Here is a 24,241-nt window from a genome sequence, read left to right as displayed (position 1 = left end):
TCACCCTCCAGTAATCATTTAATCTATTAAGTATAGCGAATGTGTAATAAGATGGGAAACGGCCTACACTGGCTTATCCTTTAATAAATACCGTTAATATTGTATGACATTTATTCAGCACAATGTATTCGAATATATCCGTCCATATCCTCCGTATAACGGATAGATCGAGTTTTCATCATAAAATGCGACATGCAGAAAAGAGGACTGAAAATGAATGCTTTTATCAGGAAGTGGATACATCTAATTGGTATTGCAACGATTCCCTTGCAGGGATTCATCTATGTTTGGATCAGCAAAAATATCGGACCGAACATCCACCACAACTATTATTGGCTAGACACGCAAATTCCTTTTCTTCGCTGGTTTGTTCTGGCTTATGTTAGCTGGATGCCGGTGATGTATATTAGCTTTCTATATCTTGGGATTGTGAATCGCTCCGTTTATATACGTACCGTCATCATTTATAACCTTGCCCTTATCGTTTGCAATCTTTGTTTTTGGTATTTTGCTACCTATGTTCCGAGACCTGCCGTTGAGTATACGGATTTGGCCGGTGTTCTAGTCAATTTCATTTACCGAGCCGATAATCCATACAACTGCTTTCCCAGCGTACACTGTCTCACCAGCTACCTCTTATTCATTACTTTAAACCGTGACATTATCATCGCTCGTTATTTGCGTATCTTCTTCAATATTCTGCTATGGCTCATTATTGCATCCACGGTGTTCATTAAGCAGCATTCTATATTGGATGTGTTCGGCGGCATTTTACTAGCTGAGATCGCTTATTGGGTCGTTCATTATGCGAATTCACGCTTTATGAATCGAGAAAAGCAGTTCACGAGCAGCATGTAGTTTAATAAGTTTCGGAAAACACAAAGGAGCCGCTTCATCACGAAATGAAGTCCGGCTCCTCTGTTAATCCATGCTCTTCAATAAATTGTACAAGTAATCAACCGATCTCATCGCATACTCAAACCGTATAGGCACACCATTATCGAGCAATACCAAGCAGGGAACGCTGGAGATTTTCCAAGCATCCCTCAGCTTAGCCGAGTAATTGATATTTAATTTATAGATCGTTACGGGGACTTGCGCAGCTTCGACCACTTCAAGCATTCGCTCAGCTACTTTGCAGGTGCCGCAGAACGGTGATGAAAATAGCAGCGCATCCTTGCCATTTCCGATTCGATTCAACTGCAGCCAATCCTCTTCTAATATCTCATGAATAGCCATCGTATGATGCCTGCCTTTCTCTGCGTCGAAATTGATTAACGCATGATGATATAATCATTATATTCAATAATAGACTTTTATCGCTCGGGAGACTAATAATTAATGATACCAACCCATCATTTAACGGAAGCAGAATGGCAAGTGCTTGCCCAGAATATGAAAGACCCTGAAGCATTCATAGTGTCATTCCAGCAGTTGGCACATAGGATGTCCGTTTCGGAGTGGCATGAGCAATTTGAGCTTTTAACGGAGGCTATAGAAAGCCAAACTCGAAATATACACTATGTACAGTTAACATTGTCAGCTATTAATCATATTAAACCGTCGCTTTCACCTGAATTGAACAACTTGTATGAGGTGCATGCGCATCTCTTTATTTTGGAAAAGCTGGTCAACCCCTCCTCGCTTTCTGTCGGAGCCTTTATCGGTTACCATACGCATGCCGCCATTTCTGACGTACAGGAAGCCATTATGGTTCTTTTGGAAAAAGGAGCTCAAGGAGCAGCCAGCCCTGCGTTTTGGAATCGAATCGTTGAAACGCTGTCCTACCTGAGAGAGCTTATTTTAAGCAGTTCAGCTGATCACCCTTATTTTGCAAAGCCGTATTTATTACTCTGGAGACTTTGGATTCATCCTAATGTGAAAGATACTAGCTTCTATAAGGAAGAGCTGAGCCTCTTGCAAGAAAAGGAAGGAGCGGCCCTTCCCTCACGTTATGCTTTGCTGATCGCCCAAAGTAAGATGTTCTTCTATTTAGGACAAGACCAGCAAGCTCGAGATGGGTTGAAACAATTAAGCAGACGCAAAGACTTCAATTCAGAGAGTATCCTTTATGTTCTAAATGATCTATCTATAGAGGGAGAATGGCAACGGCTGCTAGGCTGGCTGGTTGAAATGGCACCTCTACTGGAGAGGCATCATTCTAATCATACAGAGAGCTATTTCCGCTACTGGGATACGTTAATTGAGCATTTGCCTCAAGCGGAGGATCAAATGTGGGAGCAGATCTATGCGATGCTGCCCTATGCAAGATCTATTTATGAGGAAAAGCTGCTTAAGCACGGAAAATGGAAGCAATGGATTGATTATCAACTAAGTACTGGAGGGGAGCCTCTGCAGTATCGTGCTACTATTTATGCCCCTATGGAAAAAGAGGCGCCCGAGGTGCTGCTTCCCTTCTACCATCAGTCTGTAGAGAAAAATGTGCTTTTAAAAAATAGAGACGGCTATAAAGCAGCGGTAAAGCTGTTGAAGCGATTAGCCAAGCTATATAAGAAAATGAAAATTGAGGCACAGTGGGAGGACTTCATTGCTGCCTTTGCCTCGCGCCATAGCCGGTTGCGCGCATTGCAGGAAGAATTGCGGAAGGGAAAACTAATACCATGAGCAAGCTTACAAAATCCATTACTGTTGAAGTTAACCTCACGGCATATGGCGATGCGCTTATATACGGATATAAGGGCAGCGGCGATTATTTATCAGGACTCAGTCTGAAACATAGCTTATTCGCATGGCACGAAGCTTCCATCTACGGAACCGAGCTCGACATTCAGCAGACACAGGATGTCGAGCTGGTTCTTCTTCCTGCTGAGCAGGTTCTCTCCTTTTTTGCAGAAAATAGACTTTTGGAGCATGTGGACTGGTCATGGGGAGAACAAGCAGAGCAGCTTCAGCGCATGGCTCCTTTGCTTGCCGCTGCTATAGAAGAAAAAAAATATATGCCGAGCTTCTCTGCTTTCAAGGCTGGAGCAGACAAGCTGCAATGGACCTGGGATGAGGCGGCGAATAGAGCTCAAATACAAGGCATACTTGGACATTCAGAAGAAGAAGCAAGCTTTATTGCTGGATTACGCGCAGCGTTCTCGGCTGCAGTATTTCAACGCTATTATGGTACGGAAGAGACATCTGCGGATTTAAGAAGAGAATACCCGCTATTATTCGCCAAGGACCATACGGTATTCACAGGCTCTAATGCACAGGATTGGCTGGTTGCGATTGGATGGAAAACAGATCAAGCCCCCTTCCGCCCCGCTCTCCAATTAATTGAACCCCCAGATGCCCAGCATCCATGGGAGCTCAAGCTTGTGCTGCAGGACAAGCTTGAGCCTGCCATTCTAATACCTGTGCGTCTATCGGACAATGGCGAGGCTTTCGGCGCTTGGCCTGCCACATGGACAAGAGCCGTACACGAGCGTTCTCTTAGCTGGCTTGACCGCTTGCGCTACTGTCTGCCTAAAGCTCAGCTAGCCGGAGAGCAGAACGATCTACTGAACACACCATTGTCAAACGATATCGCCCTGCAATTCTTAACGGTAGACAGTCCTCGTTTGTTAGAGGCTGGCTGGCTAGTCCTTCTCCCCGCTTGGTGGGAGACTGCCAGCAGGAAGAAGCCGCGCCTTCGAGCTAAAGTCAGCTCTGAAGCAGGCAGCAGCAAAGGTGAATCCCTCTTTGGCCTTGATTCGCTTATCGACTTTGATTGGCGCGTCGCTATCGGCGATACTGATCTCACTGAGGCTGAGTTTAATGAACTCGTTGATCGAAATGAGCGTCTGGTTCGCTTTCGAGGGAAATGGATTTTGCTAGATCCCGCTTTGTTAAAGCAAATCCGAAACGTCATGCAAGGCATGGACAAGTCACAAGGCTTATCCTTTCAAGACGTGCTTCAGCTGCATTTGCTTGGGAACAATGACGAGCCCGGCAGCGAGGCTTCGGAACAAGCGGAAGAGGATGAGGGACGCATTAAGCTTGAAGTAGAGTTGAACGAGCATCTCAAGGGTCTCATGAGTCAGCTCGGCCAGCAGAACCAGCTCCCATCATTACCCATACCTAAGGGGCTGAAGGCTGAACTGCGTGATTATCAACAAAAAGGTTATGCTTGGCTTGTTTTCTTGCGGCGGTTAGGACTAGGCGCTTGTCTGGCAGATGATATGGGTCTTGGAAAAACGGTGCAGCTAATTGCCTATCTCCTGCATCTTAGGGAATCCGCAGACAAAGAGGCGAATAGAACACCTGCCCTCATCATTTGCCCAACCTCTGTTCTCGGCAACTGGCAGAAGGAAGTGGGACGGTTTGCCCCGTCGCTTAAGGTTATGCTGCATTATGGCGGGAATCGGCTGCAAGAGAAAGCCTTCTGTACCGAAGTCGGGAAAGTCGATGTTGTGGTCACTTCTTTTGCTACCGCAACACTGGATCAGGAGCTGTTGAAGTCATTTACATGGGCATCTGTATGTCTGGATGAGGCGCAAAATATTAAAAATGCCGGCACCAAGCAATCGACAGCCGTTCGCAGCTTTCCTGCCAAACACCGAATTGCCCTTACCGGAACGCCTATTGAAAATAGACTTTCTGAGCTATGGTCCATTTATGATTTCATTAATCCTGGATTTCTCGGGAGCTCTCACGGCTTTCAGAAGCGATTTGCTCAGCCGATTGAAAGAGACCATGACGCGGAGCGCACAGCAGATTTACAAAAACTAGTTAAGCCATTTATGCTTCGTCGGAAGAAAAAGGACCCTGCCATACAACTTGATTTGCCTGAAAAAAACGAGATCAAAACCTATCTTCATCTCACGGCAGAGCAAGGTGCTCTGTATAACCAAACCGTTAATCAGCTCATGGATCGCATGGGGAAGCTGGAGGGCATCGAACGTAAGGGAGCTATTTTGTCCGCTATTATGCAGCTCAAACAGATTTGCGACCATCCGCTGCTGTTGACGAAGGAGCCTCTTCCTGAAATTTCTGACTCTGCTGACGGCGCTGGAGTTTCCGAAGCACTCATTGAACGTTCTTCAAAGCTCGAGCGTCTCCTTGCTATGGTAAGGGAGCTGCGGGACGAGAATGAACGTTGCCTTATATTTACACAGTATATTGGCATGGGACAAATGCTGCAGACGGTACTTAATCATGAGCTTCAAGAGCCCGTTCTCTATTTAAACGGAAGCACCTCCAAGCTCGCGCGTGATCGCATGATCGAGCAATTCCAATCTCGTGAGCTACCGCCTGCTGAACAGCCTAATGTCTTTATTTTATCAATCAAGGCTGGCGGTGTTGGTCTTAATTTAACAGCTGCCAACCACGTCTTTCACTTTGATCGCTGGTGGAATCCTGCCGTCGAGAATCAGGCAACGGATCGCGCTTACCGTATGGGTCAAACGCGTGATGTGCAGGTCCATAAATTTATTGCGCTTGGTACGTTGGAAGAACGCATCGATGAGATGCTGGATAGTAAGCATCAACTCAGTGAGAATGTCATATCAGGCTCCGAGGGCTGGATTACGGAGCTCTCAACAGAAGCGCTTAGAGAACTGTTTACATTAAGGCAGGAATGGAGCGGATCATAAGGATCCGCTCCATTTTCAATTATTATTTTGTTACAAATTGAGACAGTATGCCCTTCAATCCCACTGAAAGCTCGTTCAGCTTTCTCGCTGTTTGGACCAAGTCCGTGCTGACAACGAGCTGTTCATTCGTCGAGGACGCTACCTCTTCAGAGATCGCAGTCGACTCCTCTGCTGTAGCACTCACTTGCATTATCATATCTGACAACGTCACCTGTGAAGTCTGCAAATTAGTGATAGATGAAGACGTATGAACGATTTTCTCTACGAAAGCATTCATTCTGTCATCGACTTCCTTAAATATTTTGTCTACTTTCTTTGCTACATTGACCTGCTCCTGATGAATCGGATAGTTCTCATTCAGCGCTTTGACGGTCAAGTCTACCTCTTCTACGATAGAACCAATAATTTTGGTTACGATTCCGATTGAGCCGCGAGATTGATCCGCCAGCTTGCGCACCTCGCTCGCAACAACCGTGAAGCCTTTGCCATGCTCACCCGCTCGCGCTGCCTCGATAGCCGCATTAAGCGAAAGTAAGTTGGTCTGCTTAGCGACATCATCTAATAGTCTCAGTATTTTGCTGATTTCCTTCGTGCTCTCCATTAGCTTTTCGGACCGGATTAACGTTTCCTTCGTTAGGGCTTCACTTTCATTCGTTTTGTCTAGCAAAGCATCCATTTGGGCAATGCCTTCGAGGCTTTCCTTCTTAACGACGGCGGCATACTGCTCCATTTCCCTATTATTTTGAACGAATAAATTCATTTCCTCCTGCATGGCTAGTGAATGTGCGCTTCCATCCTCTGATTGCTGGGAGAGATCTGAAGCCCCCTTCGATATTTCTTCCGTCGCATAGGCAACCTCCTTCGCCGAAATCCCCATTCTCTCCGATACCTCTTGAAGCTGGTTTGCGGTAGCAAGAACGTAATTCAACGCATCGTTTGTCCCGTCTATTAATTTGCCAATATTATCAGCCATTTGGTTAAAGCTTTGGCCAAGCTGTCCAATTTCATCCTTGCGCTTCACATTCATGCGAACCGTTAGATTGCCCTTCTCTACTTCCTCCATTAAATTACGGATGCCATTAATCGGCTTTCCTACCGTGCGAACAATAATATAACCGAGTGATATAGAAAGGAGTGCCGCTGCTGCGATCAGCAAGAGCGTAATCCAGAAAATACGATCGATATCCTTTGTCAGTTCCTTGAGCGGAACCTCGCCGATGAGATTCCAGCCTGTCAGCTCAGATGTACTGTATACGATCAGCTCGTCCTTATCTACAAATGAACCATTCGTATCTCCCTCGGGTATATCGTATTCCTTTGATGCAAGCTCCTGCTTAGGATCGAAGGCAAATATGACCTTCCCATGCTTATCCTTAATGACCGGTTGATGACTGGTTCCAAGTGCTGCTTTCTCCAGCGCCTGCGCAACCACTTCTTCCTTAAGCTCAATAAATAATAAGTAGTTCCCGCTGTTCACCTTGAGCATTTTACCCATCGCGATATAGCTCGTCTTCACCTTATCCGCATCTTCCTTTTCAATCGAGCCGAGCCATAGTGCTCGGCCATTCGCTTGAATAACAGGATCAAAGTACGGCTTGTAGAACGAAATGAGTGAGGTTCCGTTGCCGGATGTATACAGAGCAGAATCAAAATCCCGACCGGTGTCGACCTTTTTGTATATTTTCTCATCAAATAATTGAATGAATACGTCATTCATGGATGCAGAAGCAGACATTTTCCCAGTGATTTTGCTTTCTGTGGAAATGCGATCCGTCGCATCATCCTCAGCTATTAAGTTAAGACGATATTCAAGATCGCTCATCAGCTCCTGATCCATTACGAACTGGAGAGAGATGTTCTCGTAAAAGTTAAAGAGATAATCCAACTTCTCCGAGGTCTGCTGCACGGTTTGCTCCGAAACCTCGGCAACCTTCCGCTCCATTGCACCTTTGGAAACGAGATAAGAGAAAGTACCAACCAAGGCGACTGCAAGAACAATGCTTGCAAAAAAATACAAAAACAACTTCGTGCTGATAGAATGCCATTTTAGGCTTTTCAATTGGAGTGCTAGCTGTTTAATATTTGATTTGAAAACGCTTACGTTTTTCTTCATAACGATGCCCCTTATTCAGTAGATTATCCATTTCCATATGTTAATATAAATATTATGTAATTATTAAATACATTACATTATTTTATCTAAACTATCAACAAAAAGTTAAAGGAGTCATTTCATTCCCAAACTGTTACTGTTTTTATCACTTTAAAGTCTTTCATATGACATTTTTCAATATAATTCTTCCTCATTCATTTGGTTTATATTAGTTATTAATACATAGACAATCTAATTCGCCTTTTGTATGGATAAGGGCAAGGATGAGATCAAATGATCAGCCCGTCTAGAAAAAAACAACCTTCGCTCTCCAGCTACAAACCGTTCCCTCTGCTTGATCCAAAATTAAACATTTAAAAAGCCACATTCCTTTGCGATGTGGTTTTTTGCGTTCATGATTGAAACAAAACAGCCTAGAAAGCGTCTTAATAAGTAACTCGCATTTATCGGATGTATCGTTCCGAACAACAACTAGGAGGTTCATAACAATGAAATCAAAAATAGCGATTGGCGCTCTTGGCTTACTTCTTGCCCTGCCCGTCACTCATGCCGCCGCACAGGAAAAGGGAGACATTTCCCTCTATGTAGACCGCAAACCTATCTCATTCACCTACGCTCCTTTTATAGATAAAGGGCGAACCATTGTTGAGGTACGCTCCCTATTCGAAGCGCTCGGCATCACCCTGAACTGGGATCAGCGCTCCCAGACCATTTCGGGCACAAAACCGGGAATGACTCTCCAAATGAAGGTTAATCAAAATTACGCTCTAGTTAACGGCAAGAAAATAGCTCTGGATGCAGCTCCACGTGTGCTTCGGGGTCGCACATTAATTCCTTTGCGCTTCGTGAGCTCTGTTTCCGGTGCAACAGTAGACTGGAACCAAGCGACTAAGACGATTAATGTCACGAACAGTTTGCTATTCCCGGATGAGCAGCTGGAAATGATGGTTAGAGAAGCAATTGGCAAGATTAATCGAAATACACCTATACTTAAAAGCGACATCGAGCGCATAACCCATCTGGAAAGTCCGCTGAACGATTTTGATCCCGCAAGAGCACGTTATGAGCCAAGTGACTTAAGCGGTATTGAGCAGCTGACATCATTAAAAACGCTCCTGATTAGCGGGGATATTCGGTCTTATGAACCATTAAGCAAATTGACAAAGCTTGAGAGTATTTCCCTTCGCGGTTACGCGAAAAGTCTTGCGCCCTTGGGGAAGCTAACGACGTTGAAGCAGCTGAATGTATCATTTATCGGGAGCGATCTTAGCCCATTGAAGACGTTGAAGCATTTAACCTCTCTGAGAGTTAGCACCAGCCAATTACTAGATTTAAGTCCTCTTAGCGGGTTAAGCCAGCTGGAGGAGCTTGCGATCACAGATAGCGGGACCATAAATGTGAAACCTATAAGCCAGTTAACCCAGCTGCGGAAGTTAGATCTAAGCCGAAATGCTATTGTGGATATTTCTCCACTGCGTTCATTAAAAAGTATCGAAGAGCTCAGCCTTGGCAAGAATCGCATCGTATCGCTAGATGGACTTCAAGAAATGACACAATTAAAAAGAGTAGACCTAGAAGGAAATCAATTAACCGGTGTTACTGGCCTGCCGAAGGACCAAAACCTGGACTATCTGAACCTCAGATCGAACAGGATTACCAGTCTCAACGGCATGCCCGATATGCCGAGCGCTTATATTATAGTTACTAATAATGCGCTTCAGTCCCTAGCAGGGTTAGAAAATCATCAGTATGGAGAGCTGGATCTGAGCTTTAACGAAATTTCTTCTCTAAATGGCTTACAAGGCATTCAAGTGAAAGACCTGCTTCTAGATGGCAACCATATTACTGATTTGAAGCCACTAGCGGATCGAACGCAGATTAGTCGTTCTCTCTCGTTGAACAATAATGGGATTCGCGATTTGTCTCCTATCAGTGGATTGAAAGATCTGCAGCGCTTGGATATCAACCGTAATCAGATTGTTTCGATAGAATCTTTGACAGGTCTTTCTAAGCTGAAATCACTAGACGCGACGGATAACGAAATTCCTTCGCTAGAGTCCTTGCTGCGTTTTCCAGCCATTGAAGAGGCTAAATTCTCTTCCAGTTTTTCTCCTGACATCAAATCGATCGAAGCACTGCTGGCTCATCCGACTTTGCTTAACTTATCCACTTCGAACGGCGGAGCCTTTAGTAAGGAATTAGAAGAGTTGAAGAGCAAGTATCTCGAAAAGGGAAAATGGTTGTCTTATTAAAAACGGCAAGATACCACAATTTATTCAAACTAATTCAGCAAGTATCGGAGTGAGCAGTGTACATGAATATTACATCTGGACGATTAACAGGCCGGATCGCAATTGTAACAGGGGCAAGTCGTAGCGCAGGAATCGGTGCAGCGGTGTGCAAAGAATTGGCCTATAAAGGTGCTGATATATTCTTTACACATTGGGGTAACTACGATCAAGTAATGCCCTGGGGTAATAACAGCGAGGAACTTGAGCAGCTTCGCGAGGAAATCCTCTCAATAGGCGTTCGTTGCGAACACTTGGGAATGGATCTTTCTGTACCTACAAACTATGTAGAGTTAATGAACGTTGTAGAGAGGGAGTTGGGGAACCCGTCCATTCTTGTGAATAATGCCTGCTATTCGGTCAACGATGACTTAACTACTATTACCTCAGATTCTTTAGATGCTCATTACGCCATTAATGTTCGAGCAGTAACTTTACTTAGCGTGGAATTTGCCAGGCGTTTTACTTTGCAAGCAAGCGGCCGAATTATTAATTTAACATCTGGACAATCACTTGGCCCAATGGCTGGTGAAATTTCCTATGCTACAACGAAAGGGGCGGTTGATGCTTTCACACGTACTTTTGCAGCAGAGGCGGGACCAAAAGGCATCACAGTAAATGCTGTGAATCCTGGACCAACGGACACTGGCTGGATGACTCCAGAAGTTCGACAGCAGCTCTCTTCACACTTTACAGCAGGTAGAGTGGGCTTGCCCAAAGATGCTGCTCGTCTGGTTGCATTCTTAGCCACAGACGAAGCAGAATGGATTACCGGCCAAGTATTACATTCAACAGGTGGATTCAACTGATGAAGAATGATTGTACAATTAATAAAGCGGCAGGCAATGAATATATTTAATCAACTTGGTCTGCCGCTTTGTCTTTATTCAAATGATCCAACAGGGTGAACGCTCGTATTTCAATCCTTCATCCCTTAACGTTTCGCATATTGCAAAATTGCGATAGCAGCTCGTTCCCGTCGGTCCGCATCCTCGCTTTTCAACGCTATTTTCAAAATATCCAATGCCTCCTCAATGGTCTTCTCGTCCACTAGTCCCAAATGAGAAGGCTCTTGTGCGTCTTCTGATGTATGCGACACCCAACGCTCCACCTCTTGAACCGTCACAGCCCGATTAAACTTTGTAATCATCTCTTGTTCGTCCAGAAACCTCTGCCATTCCGTATGGAGCTCCTCCCTAGGAAGGCTCTTTAACCATGTAACCCCCCTGCGATGACAGGTGCCATCCTCCGTAGTATCGAATTGATCAATATAATAATAGTCGCCAAGATCACCGAGATGGACCCATTCCTCATCAGCAATCAGTATATAATCGCCGTCCTGCATCTCATGTACAAAGGAGCTAACCTCCGTTAAACGCTCCGACCATTCCTGTCCCTCATAGTTATATAGCCATGCTTCTGCCAAACGCTGTTCAAGCTCGTCCTTACTTATGTTTTCCAAATTCCCTAAGCCCGGCCAACCCATGCTTACAAAGTTATCCTTCAGAAACTCCTTCATTCGACCAACGCCGTAAAATCCTAACTTCATTTGGAATAGATTCATTATTCATCCTCCTCTCAAGCGGACACTCTGGATGATATCCCGTTTTGAACAAAAGAATAGCCTAATCCACCTCTATTGTAAAGAAGGGATTAGGCTTTTCGTGGATTACTTAATGGTTGTATCCAATGCTATCGGTCGGGGCTGTTATTGCTGTTTTGTTACTAGCTCCAGCTCCACCGGGATTTCCATCGCCACACTTTTACCTGCAGCCACATTAACCGCAGCCTCAATCGCTTTCCGTCCCATTTCTTCAGGCTTTTGTGCCACCGTTGCGCTCAGCATACCTGCATTTATGGCGCTTAACGCATCAGCTGATGCGTCAAAACCGACAACGATGATGTCTTTCTTGCCAGAAGCAACAATCGCATCAATTGCACCAAGCGCCATTTCGTCGTTATGGGCGAAGACAGCTTTAATATTGCCGCTCGTTTGTAAAATCTTTTTCATAACAGTCATGCCTTGATCTCGATCAAAGTCCGCGGGCTGTGAAGCATTAATCTTTATACCTGCTTTACCATCTACAGCCTTGTGAAATCCTTCCCCGCGATCAACTGCCGTGGAAGTCCCCATAATTCCTTGCAGTTCAACGATATTTCCTTTATTCCCAATTGCCTTTAAAATGTAATCACCCGCTAATTGACCTCCCTTCACATTATCAGAGCCGATATGTGAGAGAACGACTCCTCCGTTAGAGGCACGATCAATTGTAATGACTGGAATACCCGCAGCGTTAGCTGCTTCCACTGCTTTTACGATAGCATTACTGTCTGTCGGATTAACTAGAAGAACATCAACCTTCTTCTGGGTTAAACCATCCATGTCATTGCTCTGCTTCTCTGTATCATTTTTGGCGTCTACAACAATTAACTCTGCATCAGCTTCCTTAGCCGCTTTCTCAGCACCTTCTCTAAGCGATACAAAGAAAGGATTGTCCTGGGTCGAAATCGACAAGCCAAATGTCGCTTTTCCATTTGTGATTTTATCTTTATCTGTGCCTGTGGATTTTCCTGTATCTGTTGTTGCGCATGCTGTTATCAAAACAAACGCAGCCGTTAAAAGTGGAAGTCCAAAAAACCGCTTCATTATTGTCGTCTCCCTTTAATTTAAATAATTTATGTATTTCAAGAAGAGCATTTTAGATATACGGGCTGTAAGTACCTGTAATTTCCAATCCCTTTTAAATCATTCCCCATTTCTCACTATCAAATGCAACAAAATTTGGCTAATGGTTAATCCTGTTCAACTCAAAAAAACAAAAAAACCACAACCTATACGGTTATGGTTTGGAAAGAAAAAGTTCAACGTTACAAAGATCCAGTCAGATCTAGACGTTAATATCCTGTGGATGGGGGTCGATTACAAGCTCCGCAGCTTTAGCATTTGCAACAACTTGCTCAGGGTCCTTACAGCCCGGTATGACCGCAGTTACGGCAGGATGCTTCAAGCACCAAGCCAGTGCCCAGCTAGCCATATCTACACCTTCTGGCACTTCCTCATTCTTAATCCGCTCTACTTCCCTCAGCTTAAGCAGCGTGTTCTCTGCATCATGACGATGACGCACATCAGTTTGATTGAAAGTAGCTCCTGGCTTATATTTACCGCTCAAGTAGCCGCTAGCCAAAGGCACGCGAGCAAGCACGCCGAGATCCTGCTGTTGACAGGATGGAAAAACCCGCTCCTCTGGTGCACGCTCGAGCCTATTATAAACGACTTGAATAACACGGGAATTGACGGCAGTAGATGCTTCCGTCTGATGCAAATTATCATTGCTCCCAATCGAAGTGCCTAAGAAACGAATTTTGCCCTCTTTTACCTGCTTATCTAACGTCGTCCACAGGTCTTCGACATCAAACGCTGCATTCGGTCCTGAATGGAATTGATACAAATCAATATATTCTACCTGAAGCGCTTTGAGTGAAGCGTCCAGTTGAGCAACTACTCCTTTGGCATCAAATACATCCGTACGCGTAAAGCGTTCGTGAAAATGATGGCCGAACTTCGTGGCAATAATCCAGTCCTCACGCTTACGCCGGCTTATGTAATCACCGATTAGAGATTCTGAGAGATGATCGCCATAACACTCTGCCGTATCAATCAGATTAATTCCTAGTTCATGTCCCTTGTCCAGTATCGCGTCAACTTCCTGCTGCGAATACTCTCTACCCCATTCCCCTCCAAATTGCCAGGTTCCAAGTCCAATAAGTGACACATTCAAATCCGTACTGCCAAGTCTTCTATATTTCATGACCATCACCTCTTCCAATTGATTATGCTCTACCCTCTCATTATAACCTCAATCACTGTTATAGAAAAACACATACTAAACCATCCTAAGGTGATAAAATGTCCATGCTGTGCTACAATACTGGAATTGCAACTCCAAATGCTTAGGGAGGTTTTTCGAACGCTATGCTCATTATTGGGATCGCCGGCGGCACCGGCTCCGGAAAAACTACGGTAGCTCGCTCCGTAATCGATCGTCTTGGATCGGATAAAGTGACTTTCATATCCCAAGATAACTATTATAAGGACCATTCAAATCTCAGCCTAGAAGATCGCGGAGGAATCAACTATGACCATCCTTTCGCCTTTGACAATGAGCTGTTAATTGAGAATCTCATTCTTCTAAAAGAGGGACAAACCGCGTACGCTCCTGTCTATGACTTCACGGTTCATGCTCGATCCCCCCACGAGAAGGTAGAGCTTAAGCCCAACAATATCATTATTATCGAAGGACTCCATGTGCTGTCTGATGAGAACCTTCGAGAGCTTCTAGATATCAAGGTGTTCGTCGATACGGATCCTGATGTTCGCATCCTTCGCCGGGTACTTCGAGATATTGAGGAGCGCGGCCGGAGCATCCAGTCCATCCACGATCAATATTTAAATACGGTAAAGCCCATGCACGAGGCATTCATCGAGCCATCCAAAAAATACGCCAACCTGATCATTCCTGAAGGCGGGCATAATGAGGTCGGCATCCAGCTACTGTCCGTGTTGACTGAAAAATATTTGACGGGCGAACGATTTACTGCGGGCACTTAAAGCCGGCAGTAGACAGACTGTCAGTCCTTTCATCATGGATAAAACAAAAAATAGCCGAACAGCAGCCCTCTGCCGTTCGGCTATTTCTCTTATTTCAAAAAGCCATTATCAACTTCCATATGGAGCGTCTTTAAAACAAGCTCACAGTACATCATGTTTGCCCAAGAAAACCATTCCCGAGTATACTGGTCGGGGTCGTCCTTATGAAAGCCCTCATGCATCATCCCGCAATCGGCATCTGTGCTCTCAAGCAGGTTCAGAATGCGTTGTCTTTCTTCATCGCTTTCGCTTGTCAAACCCTGCATAGCCAAAGCGATCGGCCAAATATAACCGTTCGGCGTATGCGGACTGCCAATCCCCGCTGCGGCTGATCCCTCATAGAAATAAGGATTATGATTGCTGAGCAGGAATCGACGGGTGTTGACGTATATAGGATCGTCCGCCTTGCAATAGCCTAAATACGGAATGGACAACAAGCTCGGCACATTGGCATCATCCATGAGATTATGATTGCCCTTGCCATCTGTCTCATAAGCATATATGAGTCCGAATTCCGGATGCTCTACCCGAGCATGCTGCTGAATACCGCTATCTATTTCAGCCATTAAAGCTGCTGCTGTCTTTGCCAATTCAACATCTGCAAGCACTTCCTCGGCAATTTCAACCGTATAGCGCAATACAACAACTGCAAACATATTGGACGGAATCAGGTATCCGTATGTGCACGCATCATCACTTGGACGAAAGCCAGACCATGTCATGCCGGTATAGACCGTTTCAGAGCCCCTTCCATCACGAACCAGCGTATCCGTCGGCGGACAATTCTTCCGCTCAAAACGATAAGATGACTCCGTCTCATGATGCTGCTCGGTTCTCCATAACTTCAAGATACTCTCGATACCTTGACGAAACGTATCATTGAACTGAGACGTCCTGCCTGTATTTTTCCATAGTAAATAACTGAGTTGAATCGGATAGCAGAGCGAATCTATCTCATATTTACGCTCCCATACCGAAGGGTTCATCTCTGTTAAATCATCTGTATGACCAGCGCCATTTGGTTTCTCATTAAAGGCGTTTGCGTAAGGATCCATCAAAATAAAACGGAATTGCCTTTCAATCAAGCCTTCAATAACATCAGCAACCTGTGCATCCTCTGATGCCAGAAGGAGATAAGGTCTAATTTGAGCTGCAGAATCCCGAAGCCACATCGCCGGAATGTCGCCCGTAATGACGAAGGTCGTACCATCCTCCAGCTTCTTCAAGGTCGTTTGCCATGTGTTCGCGAAGCATTTGCTGAATATAGCGGCACGCTTTGGCTGATCTGCCAGCCGCTCACTCATCGATTGATTCAGCTTTTCCACCGCTTCCGGCAGCTTATCAGAAGCCGTATCGGAACCCGTATTGGAAAGCGGAATGACCATATTCCATGTGTGCTCGAAATGCCATGCTCGTTCCCCTGTTCCGGTAGCAGCAAACAAATGCGTCGGTACACCGTTCTGAAAAAGTAAATTTGGTCTTTCCAAATTGCACATTTCTCTTTCCGTGCCGTCATCCCATTTTACGGTACGTGAATAAGCTTTCGGACTCTCATCAATCGTCCAGTTCACACAATCCTCGCTTGTCGCGTATACGCCGGCTCCCCATTCTCCCGTAAGACCTTTCGAATCATTCTTGAAATCATCCTTCATTAATAGATGGAATAGACCATCGGCATGCCATAAATAAGGATCTTCGACATGCAAGTCCGGATCGGTGAAATTTAAGATTGGATCATCCGTCAGCCGGCGGAAAGGCCCTTCTGGATGGTCAGCGACAGCCACTCCCAACTGAAGCGTTGAACCGGAATATTCTCTCGATTTGTAAATCATATAAGTGGTACCGTCTTCAAGAATCGTTACAGCGGGATTTGTCGTTATCGTGCAGTCCCATTTCCCCAAACGAGGCTCCAGCAAAGGAGTATCCTTCCTTTTCCAAGGTCCAAACACCGATTGCGATACCGCTAAGCCGATTCTTTTATTATTCCAAACCTCTGATCCTCGCTCCGAAGTAACGGAATCATTCGGTCCCGGGATCGGCCCCCCATATGTCGTTCCCATATAATAGAGGTAATAGGTGCCGTTCCAGTGCTTAATATGAGGATTATGCTGATTCATGCCGTCAAAATAGGTTCGTTCACGCCGTCCCAAAACCGTTTCGTCGTATGTGTACGGTCCTTCCGGCGTATCACTGGATGCTCTCACGATTTCACAGTTAAACAACCAGTTAACTCCGAAGCCCAGCTCTTTTGGCCATCTGGATGCAAAAAGATGATACCGCCCGTCCTCTCCCTGCACACAAGATCCGCACCAGATAAAGTAGTCTTCTTCACTATATCCGCCCCCTATAGGTGCAGGGAGCAAGCGATCGTATATCGGATTTCCCACTACATGTCTACCTCCATAGCCCTCAATTTTTATCCTTTAACGCTGCCCATTACAATACCCTTCATGAAGTACCTTTGCAGAAACGGATACACAAGAAGGATGGGGAGCGTACCGAGAAAGATTTGTGCTGCCTTGGATGTACGGTCAGATATGATGCCCAGCAAATAAACATCCGACTGTCTCATATTCTCAAAATCCAGCTTTATAATAACAGATTGTAAATAAGTGGCAAGCGGATAATGAGTAGGCTTATTCATCAGAATCATACCGTCAAACCAAGAGTTCCAATGATGAACAACGGTGAAAAGAAGAATCGTTGCAATGGCAGGCATGGATAGAGGCACCATGATTTTCCACAAAATGAGCCAGTGTCCAGCACCATCTATTACTGCTGCCTCTTCCAATTCCTTTGGCAATGAGCGATAGAAGTTCAATAATAAAATAATATTAAATACGGCAACTGCTGCTGGCAGAACGAGTGCCCATAATGTATCAATTAGGCCCGTCATCTTAATTGTCATATACCAAGGAATCAGCCCGCCGCTGAATAAAATCGTGAATACAAAAAACCAGGCAAAGTAAGACCGATGACGAAAGGCTGATACTTCTTTGGAGAGTGGATAAGCCGTTAAAATAGTCAAAAATAGACTCAGCGAGGTGCCGAGAAGCACTCTCTCAATAGTTATCCAAAATGAGCCCAAAAAGCGCGGATTATCCAAAATAAAAGAGTAAGACTTCATTGTAAAATCTACTGGCCAAAACACTACATCCCCTGCTGATACAGCTGTACTGGAACTAAATGAAATCGCTAGTATATGAACGAGCGGCAGTATACACAGAATAGAAACAGCAATCAAAAACGTATAATTGAAACATTGAAAGGAAATACGCCCCCATGAAGAAGACTGCATTAGCTCTCCCCTCCCCTACTAGAAAATTCTATAATTAGCGAAACGATACGCCATCCAATAAGATACTGAAATGAACACAAAGGAAACGAGTGATTTAATCAGCCCTATCGCAGTCGCGACACTATACTGAGCATCTTCAAGACCAATCCGGTACACCAGTGTATCGAGAACATCGCCGCTCTCATACACTTGCGGATTATAAAGGTTGAACACCTGATCAAAGCCCGCATTGAGCACATTGCCCAAGCTTAACGTCGCCATTAGAATAATAATCGGAACTATACCCGGTAATGTGACATGAATCGTCTGTTTCATTCGTCCAGCACCATCGATGACCGCTGCCTCGTACAATGCAGGATTAATTCCTGTTAATGCCGCCAAATATATAATCGTACCGAAGCCAAATTCCTTCCACGTATCCGTCAAAATAAGTACGTATGGAAACCAGCTGTTATTTCCAAGAAAAAATATCGGCTGCATGCCCAGCCAGCTTATAAATTGATTGACGATTCCTTCAGAAGGAGACAAAATGTCAACTAAAATCCCGCCGAGAATAACCCAAGATAAGAAATGAGGCAAGTAGATTAAGGTTTGCAATGATTTCTTCATAAACGTTTTACCAATTTCATTAAGCAATAACGCGAAGACGATAGGAACAAATAAATTAGCCGCCATTTTCATTAAAGAGATAAAGACCGTATTGCGAATAACCTTCCAAATATCAGGCAATTCAAAAACATATTGAAAATGAGCTAATCCAACCCACTCCGAGCCAAACCATCCCTTAGACGGTTTAAAATCCTGAAAAGCGATCACGCCTCCCGCAAGCGGGATATAGCTAAATATAATTACGAGTATCACAGCAGGGATTAACATGACATATAGCGGCCATTGTCGTTTCCACATGCGGTTCACGATTAGATTCATTCTCTCATCTCCCTACGTACCGAACGCAATAGGTAAAAGGATGGGCTGCAGCGCATGTCTGCAAGCCCCCTTAAACGAACATTTATTATCTAGAGGAAACGTCAGCGTTAACTTCTTTCGTAATCTGTTCTCCGCCAAGCGCATTCCACTTCTGTACGAATTCATCAAAGGCACTAATTTCAGCAAAGCCTAGAATGATTTTTGTGAATGTTTCTTTCTCCAGCTTATCAAGCGTACTCCACTTGGAGGACATGGTTTCTGTCTGACCGCCGAACTTCGTGGATACATAAGCATCTGAATCATAAGATTTAATTAGGATGGAAAATCCGGAATCCTCAGGACCGCCTTGACGAGTCGATGCCCAACCGGAAATATCATTGTTGTTTTTGAAATCAACCATTTTGCTGTACTCTGGAATATAGTCGGTAAGGATAGACTTATCCTCTTTCGTAACGGCTTCAGCCAAGTTTTTGAGATCTGAAATCGTTACATTATTCGCTTTATCCGACATAACGAGTGCGGATGTATACACATGCGTTTGATCACCATTCGCATCATTCGGGTTGTAAACAGCTTCATCCTTCGACTCACCGTAACGCTTCTCTTGATAGAAATTAAGCATTTTAATGATGGCTTCTGGATTTTTAAAGCCTTTACGAACAACAGTAAACTCTGTTGCAGGGAAACCAACGCTGCCAAGTGCTGTTGCATCATCAGCAGAAACGAGCGGGAATGCTTTCCAATCGGAATCTGGGTTCTTTTTCTTCATATCGATGAAGTTAAGCGGTACCCAGTTATGTCCGAACGTTAGACCAAACTTATTGCTTACGAAGTCGTCAACGACTTTATCCGTATCTTTTACGCCAAATTCCGGATCAATTAAGCCTTTTTTGTACATCTTTTGCAATTCTTCAAGCGCCGTTCTCATTTCCGGGACAGTGCTTCCGTAAACTACTTTACCGGAAGCATCCTCAACCCAAGTTTGAGGGTAAGCGTGATAACCGTTAAAGAAGCCGTTTAGAGAAGCTATGCCGCCGTATAGATCCTTCGTTAACGATAGGCCAAATGTATCTTTCTTACCATTGCCATCAGGATCATTATTTGCGAAGGCTTCTGCAATTGCCATTACATCTGCCATCGTTTTAGGTTCCGACAGCCCTAGCTTTGTCATCCAATCTGTTCTCAGCCATACCATTGGAAGGCCGTAAATCGTGGAGGATAGCTTAGGAAGACCAACCAGCTTGCCATCATAGCTAGCCGCTCCCAATCCTAGACCGCCGTCACCCTCGATCAATGTTTTCGTAAAAGGAGCTACATATTGCTCGTAGACCTCAGTCAAATCTGCAAGCTGATCAGCTTCAGCCAAACGTCTCAGCTGTGCGCCGTTGACTACAAATACATCTGGAAGATCCGAAGAAGCAATGGAGATATTCATCTTGTTAAAATAGTTTCCAGAAGCTGTTGTCCAGTCATAAATGACCTTAATTCCCAGCTCTTTCTCGTATCCTCTCGTCCATGCGTTGTTCTCAAAGCTGTCTCCCTCAGGGAATCTCCAGCTTTGCTCGGAAGGAGCTGCTGCATGGACTTCAATTATTCCTCCATCTTTGCCGGAATCACCCTTGTTTGTCTCTGAGGTGTTATTCTTCGTTCCGGAATTATTCGGTTCATTCCCGTTTCCGCAAGCGGACACCACCAACGATAGTGCCAATAAAACCAATAATAAATAACGATTTGCTTTCATATCTTTCCCCCTAGTAGATTGGATATTTAGCTTCATCTGTAATGTTAGCATCGCCTCTCTATGACGAAAACGCATACAATATTAACATCGTAGTCTTTTGTTAACTTATCATTCTGGCATTTGTCCAGCTATTTGACATGTCGTTCTCTATATTCCTGCGGCGTAAGCCCGGTATGCAGTTTAAAAAATTTAGTAAAGTATCGCGGTGAATCGAAGCCTACGCTCCTGCCAATTTCATTTATTTTCAACTGCTTGTCCAGCATCAATTGTTCGGCTTTCTTCAATCGCATTTCAGCGATATCATCCGATAAGTTTTTTCCGGATAGCTGCTTATATAATCTCGACAAATAAGCCGGATGATAGGATACATGTTCAGCAATCCTCGTTAATGACAGATCATTTTGAAGATTCTCAGCAATGAAGTCCTTGATCTGCAGAACAATATCCATTCCCTGACGTTCCCAATCTCGTGAGCGGCTTTCAAAAATAAACCTCATAACTTCCTTGTATTCATTAAGAAATTGATACCAAGGTACAGATTGAATCCCTTTTAACATACCTGATAAATCGAAGTGGGCTTCTATTTCATCCTTCATGCCTAGCTGCTGAATGGTTACCATGGCAAGAGAAACGAGTTCAAAATAAAGCTGAGCTTGATCCCAACTCGCATCATGCCCCCCATCTGACGCTACATCCGCGAGCTCCATCACCAAACGCAGGAATACATCTTTCTGATTATGCTCCAATGCATGCTTTAGACTGGCAATCTTCTTTATCGTCAACGTTTCTTCTTGAAGCATAGGTTCCCCTACTGATCGGCGATCCCGTAGAAATAATTGATTCTGCAAGCCGAAATTCCGAAACATCATATTTTTAAGCCGGTGAAATGGTACGTCAAGTTCCTCCAGCGGATAGAATTGTTCACTCATGACAATTGAAATGTTCATCCGCAATAGCGTTTTACTTTTTTCTTGAACCTGCCCCATTACTCCTTCAACATACGGAAGGGCTCGATCATGTGAAAAATGCTCCTCGTTAGGCTGAATAAACCAGATAATATGAGAGCGGTCACTTTCAATGGAGAAAACATTGGTCGATAGATGTAGTAAATCCTGAGCAATATTTTGAATGGCAAATAAATATAAGGAGCAATCCGTTGTCTTCATCTCAGATGGCCATTGATCGATTTTTCCCAGGACCATAAGAACCAGCTCGTCAGCTCGAAGCGGAATATCCAGCTCTTCGAACTGGGCAGCCAATGTCTCCCTATGATCGGATTGACCGTTAACCAAATCCAATAGCAAGGTTTTGCGAAGAGATGATTTCGCCTGATGCCAACGCTCTTTTGCTTCTGCTGCCCATTGCTCTCTTAGCAGCTCCTCATCCAGCTCCTTGGCTGCTTTTTGCAAAGCCTCAATGATAACCTCATCACCTTCAGTCTTTAGAATATACTCCGCCCCTCCTTGACGAAGAGCCTCCTGCACAAAAATAAACTCATTATGACCAGTCAAGTAAATAACCTTACACTTCGGCCATCTTACTTGAACCTCCTTATGGAGCTCAAGACCTGTCATCCCCGGCATTTGGATATCCATGAGCATAATATCAACCGGTGTTCTCTCCATCCGCTGTAGTGCTTCTTTGGCATGATAAGCTTTGTATATTTCCCATTCAGGATTACGCAAATCCCGTAAGCATTCAGCTAGTCCATCCGTAAATAGCGGTTCATCATCGACGATCATTAATTTGTATGTCATTTATCTTCATCCTCCATATGCATTGCTTCCTCTGAAAAGGGAAGCCTCATCGTAATATTCAGCCCACCCAGCTTGCTCCGTTCTGCGGTCAAACCATACTCCTTGCCGAATCTCAGCTGAAGCCGTTTATGAACATTGATGATGCCGGTCGTTTCATTGATCATATTGTCATTCATTCTCGCTAATCCATTGTGAAGCTCTACCAGAGTCGCATCCGTTAGATCATCACCGTTGTCCTCAATCACAATTTTAATGATTCCATCTGAAAGCAAGAATGATATCTTTAAATACCCATCCTCCAGCTTCGTTCCTAGACCATGTGTATACGCATTTTCGATTAAGGGTTGAAGAATGAGCTTTGGAACCTGCCTTTGTCCGATTCCCTCAGGAAGGGCGCTTACTTCCGTTTTGATACGATTTGAGAATCGAAGCATTTGTATACGAATATAGGCATCGGCATGACTAATTTCATCACTGAACGCTACGATATCCGATGCATTGCGTGTAATGTATTTGAAATAATCGCCTAAAAATCGAGTATACTCGGCTACCTTTTCGACATCATGGCTTTGAGCTAACCGATAGATGACGTAATAGCTGTTATACAGAAAATGAGGATTAATTTGCGACTGAAGCTGTTTTAATTCAGATGATTGCAGCCGGATCTTATGTTCAAATACCTCTTGGATGAGCACTTTCATATGACTTGCCATCGAATTGAATTGTCGATATACGGTGGAAAATTCATCACCCTTGCGGGTGTTGAGCACAACGTCGTAATCCCCTTTCTCCACCCGTCTTAATCCCGCTAGCAGCTGCTGGAAAGGCCGATGCACCAAACGATAAATAGCATAACTGAATACTAAAACCAGCAATAAAGAAGCAATAAGAATCACGTAATACATATAATTATAGCGCTGCAGCATGCCCGTTAATTCAGCCTCAGGCACCGTAACCATAAGATGTACGCCAAGACTTGCTGACACTTCATCGATGACCATATAGGACTTGTCATTGAAGGTCATATGAACGTATTCACCATTTTTATTTTGAGAATCAAGCGCTTTCAATTGTTCTGTCAAAATACCGCTATCCAGCCACTCTTTGTGATCAGACACAGCCCATCCAAGCTCTGGACTATACAGAATCGCTGATCCATTCTGATGAGAGTCAATATTCCCGATTTCTTGTAGCATCCGCTCTAAGATCGGCTGATTGAGAACAATCTCCATCGAAAAAGCGAAGTTGTCCTTCAGAAGCGGAACAGGATATAAGCCTCCCATAGCTAAGGTTGAACCATAACCATAGAGCATGGAGTTCGATAAATAGGAATTCGTAATTCGAGTAATATCCTCCTCAGGCATCTGATCTTCATAGCTGCTCGCGAACACCCCTCTTTTTAGAGATGGAAAGTACACCTTAACATCTTGAACAAAGGGACTTGAGGTTTTCAAAATATCAAGTTTATCTTTGACAGACAGAATCAGCTGATTTTTGGAGTACGGATCTAGAAAAGGGCCCTCATTAGCCAGCTTCAAAAAATCCTCATGCGCCAAATATTGATTTTTCAAGCTGTCAATTCGTTCAATTTCGGTCTCAAAGCTCTTTAGAAAATAGCGGGCATTCAGACTAACCGCATCTGTTGATCGTTGTAAAATACTTTTTTCCATTTGAAGATTCATATACACGTTCATGATATAAATAGGCACATTCAAAACAATAAACATCACAATTAGATTGGTGAGTATGGACTTTCGCATATTAAATATATTCCTCAAACCGACTGCCTCCCTGAAGTGATGATCTTATGTTTCATTCCTGTAAGACTCATCATATCGTATAAGATAAAATTCCGAACGGCAATTAAATAGTTAGAATGACGTAAAGAAA

The 24,241-nt window shown here is 44.2% G+C and carries 17 protein-coding genes; 6 read left to right on the top strand and 11 right to left on the bottom strand.

Translation table 11 applies throughout. From position 1 onward, the window contains the following. Positions 1 to 213 precede the first annotated feature (213 nt). Complete coding sequence (locus AC0YOD_RS12005; RefSeq protein WP_475799536.1) at positions 214 to 858, top strand: phosphatase PAP2 family protein; 645 nt, start codon at positions 214 to 216, stop codon at positions 856 to 858. Between the two features lie 63 nt (positions 859 to 921). On the opposite strand, the gene AC0YOD_RS12000 is transcribed toward AC0YOD_RS12005, so the two are convergent. Continuing rightward, positions 922 to 1,239: a thioredoxin family protein gene (locus tag AC0YOD_RS12000; RefSeq protein WP_475799535.1), complete on the bottom strand. Its 318-nt coding sequence runs from the start codon at positions 1,237 to 1,239 to the stop codon at positions 922 to 924. Between the two features lie 102 nt (positions 1,240 to 1,341). Between AC0YOD_RS12000 and AC0YOD_RS11995 the strand changes: the two genes are divergently transcribed. Beyond that, positions 1,342 to 2,625: an SWIM zinc finger family protein gene (locus AC0YOD_RS11995; RefSeq protein ID WP_475799534.1), complete on the top strand. Its 1,284-nt coding sequence runs from the start codon at positions 1,342 to 1,344 to the stop codon at positions 2,623 to 2,625. Continuing rightward, positions 2,622 to 5,579, top strand: coding sequence for a DEAD/DEAH box helicase (locus tag AC0YOD_RS11990; RefSeq protein WP_475799533.1), 2,958 nt, complete (start codon positions 2,622 to 2,624; stop codon positions 5,577 to 5,579). The genes AC0YOD_RS11995 and AC0YOD_RS11990 overlap by 4 nt, the downstream gene beginning before the upstream one ends. A 22-nt stretch (positions 5,580 to 5,601) precedes the next feature. On the opposite strand, the gene AC0YOD_RS11985 is transcribed toward AC0YOD_RS11990, so the two are convergent. Beyond that, positions 5,602 to 7,692, bottom strand: coding sequence for a methyl-accepting chemotaxis protein (locus AC0YOD_RS11985; RefSeq protein WP_475799532.1), 2,091 nt, complete (start codon positions 7,690 to 7,692; stop codon positions 5,602 to 5,604). Positions 7,693 to 8,180: 488 nt separating this feature from the next. Here AC0YOD_RS11985 and AC0YOD_RS11980 point away from each other — a divergent pair, with 488 nt between their 5' ends. Together AC0YOD_RS11980 and AC0YOD_RS11975 are read left to right on the top strand one after the other, a co-directional pair. Next, positions 8,181 to 9,944, top strand: a complete 1,764-nt coding sequence (locus AC0YOD_RS11980; protein WP_475799531.1) for a leucine-rich repeat domain-containing protein — start codon at positions 8,181 to 8,183, stop codon at positions 9,942 to 9,944. Positions 9,945 to 10,006: 62 nt separating this feature from the next. Further along, on the top strand, positions 10,007 to 10,789 hold the full coding sequence (locus AC0YOD_RS11975) for an SDR family oxidoreductase (protein ID WP_475799530.1): 783 nt from the start codon (positions 10,007 to 10,009) through the stop codon (positions 10,787 to 10,789). A 125-nt stretch (positions 10,790 to 10,914) separates the two neighbouring features. On the opposite strand, the gene AC0YOD_RS11970 is transcribed toward AC0YOD_RS11975, so the two are convergent. The 3 genes from AC0YOD_RS11970 to AC0YOD_RS11960 form a co-directional block, all read right to left on the bottom strand. Further along, the gene (locus tag AC0YOD_RS11970; RefSeq protein WP_475799529.1) at positions 10,915 to 11,544 is read right to left on the bottom strand and encodes a hypothetical protein; all 630 of its coding nucleotides are present in this window, start codon (positions 11,542 to 11,544) and stop codon (positions 10,915 to 10,917) included. Between the two features lie 144 nt (positions 11,545 to 11,688). Further along, complete coding sequence (locus AC0YOD_RS11965; protein ID WP_475799528.1) at positions 11,689 to 12,627, bottom strand: D-ribose ABC transporter substrate-binding protein; 939 nt, start codon at positions 12,625 to 12,627, stop codon at positions 11,689 to 11,691. Positions 12,628 to 12,868: 241 nt separating this feature from the next. Further along, positions 12,869 to 13,789 (bottom strand): aldo/keto reductase, encoded by a 921-nt coding sequence (locus AC0YOD_RS11960; RefSeq protein WP_475799527.1) that lies wholly within the window; start codon positions 13,787 to 13,789, stop codon positions 12,869 to 12,871. A 164-nt stretch (positions 13,790 to 13,953) separates the two neighbouring features. Between AC0YOD_RS11960 and udk the strand changes: the two genes are divergently transcribed. Then, positions 13,954 to 14,589, top strand: a complete 636-nt coding sequence (gene udk / locus AC0YOD_RS11955; RefSeq protein ID WP_475799526.1) for a uridine kinase — start codon at positions 13,954 to 13,956, stop codon at positions 14,587 to 14,589. An 89-nt stretch (positions 14,590 to 14,678) separates the two neighbouring features. On the opposite strand, the gene AC0YOD_RS11950 is transcribed toward udk, so the two are convergent. From AC0YOD_RS11950 to AC0YOD_RS11925, 6 genes are all read right to left on the bottom strand, one after another. Next, entirely contained in the window at positions 14,679 to 15,932 is a 1,254-nt protein-coding gene (locus AC0YOD_RS11950) for a glycoside hydrolase family 125 protein (RefSeq protein ID WP_475799976.1), read from the bottom strand. Between the two features lie 1,112 nt (positions 15,933 to 17,044). Beyond that, on the bottom strand, positions 17,045 to 17,926 hold the full coding sequence (locus tag AC0YOD_RS11945; RefSeq protein WP_475799525.1) for a carbohydrate ABC transporter permease: 882 nt from the start codon (positions 17,924 to 17,926) through the stop codon (positions 17,045 to 17,047). 18 nt (positions 17,927 to 17,944) lie between these two features. Next, positions 17,945 to 18,853, bottom strand: a complete 909-nt coding sequence (locus tag AC0YOD_RS11940; protein ID WP_475799524.1) for an ABC transporter permease — start codon at positions 18,851 to 18,853, stop codon at positions 17,945 to 17,947. 85 nt (positions 18,854 to 18,938) lie between these two features. Further along, positions 18,939 to 20,594 carry an extracellular solute-binding protein gene (locus AC0YOD_RS11935; RefSeq protein WP_475799523.1) on the bottom strand — a complete coding sequence of 552 codons (1,656 nt, stop codon included), beginning with the start codon at positions 20,592 to 20,594 and terminating at the stop codon, positions 18,939 to 18,941. A gap of 128 nt (positions 20,595 to 20,722) precedes the next feature. Beyond that, complete coding sequence (locus tag AC0YOD_RS11930) at positions 20,723 to 22,351, bottom strand: response regulator transcription factor (protein ID WP_475799522.1); 1,629 nt, start codon at positions 22,349 to 22,351, stop codon at positions 20,723 to 20,725. Further along, positions 22,348 to 24,129, bottom strand: a complete 1,782-nt coding sequence (locus AC0YOD_RS11925; RefSeq protein WP_475799521.1) for a sensor histidine kinase — start codon at positions 24,127 to 24,129, stop codon at positions 22,348 to 22,350. Before AC0YOD_RS11925 ends, AC0YOD_RS11930 begins: the two co-directional genes overlap by 4 nt. Positions 24,130 to 24,241 lie beyond the last annotated feature (112 nt).

Source organism: Paenibacillus sp. J31P13 (genome assembly GCF_056269295.1).
The sequence above is the reverse complement of the archived record's forward strand: the minus strand, read 5'-3'. Positions and strand labels throughout refer to the sequence as shown.